The organism is Burkholderia sp. RS01, from assembly GCF_039748055.1.
Lineage (GTDB): Bacteria > Actinomycetota > Actinomycetes > Actinomycetales > Micrococcaceae > Arthrobacter.
Window position 1 is genome coordinate 1 of sequence record NZ_JBDLAK010000062.1, and the last position, 536, is coordinate 536.

At 63.6% G+C, this 536-nt stretch carries 1 protein-coding gene; it reads left to right on the top strand.

Annotation, left to right across the window (positions count from 1 at the left end; all coding sequences use genetic code 11):
* A partial coding sequence (locus ABFP37_RS22525) for an enolase C-terminal domain-like protein (protein ID WP_347035036.1) occupies positions 1–536 on the top strand: 536 nt, incomplete at both ends.

Consider the following 536-nt stretch of genomic DNA (forward strand, 5'->3'; position numbering starts at 1 on the left):
CACCGGATGACCCCGATCCAGGCCGCGAAGCTGGGCAAGGCGCTGGAACCGTATGACCTGTTCTGGCTGGAAGACTGCACCCCGGCCGAAAACCAGGAAGCGCTGCGCCTGGTCCGCCAGCACACCACCACCCCGCTGGCGATCGGGGAGATCTTCAACACCGTGTACGACTACCAGAGCATCATCAAGGAACAGCTGATCGACTACGTCCGGGCGGCCTCGACGCACTTCGGCGGGATCTCGCCGCTGAAGAAGGTGATGGACTTCGCCGCGCAGTACCAGATCAAGTCCGGCTTCCACGGCCCGACCGATATTTCCCCGGTCGGATTCGCCGCGCAGCTGCACGTGGGCCTGGCGATCCATAACTACGGCATCCAGGAATACATGCAGCACTCCGACGCCACCAACACCGTGTTCGAGCAGTCCATGACCTTCGTGGACGGCTACCTGCACCCGGGCGAGAAGCCCGGCATCGGCGTCGAATTCAACGAAGAAGCCGCCGCGGCCTACCCGTACCAGCAGGCCTACCTGCCCTA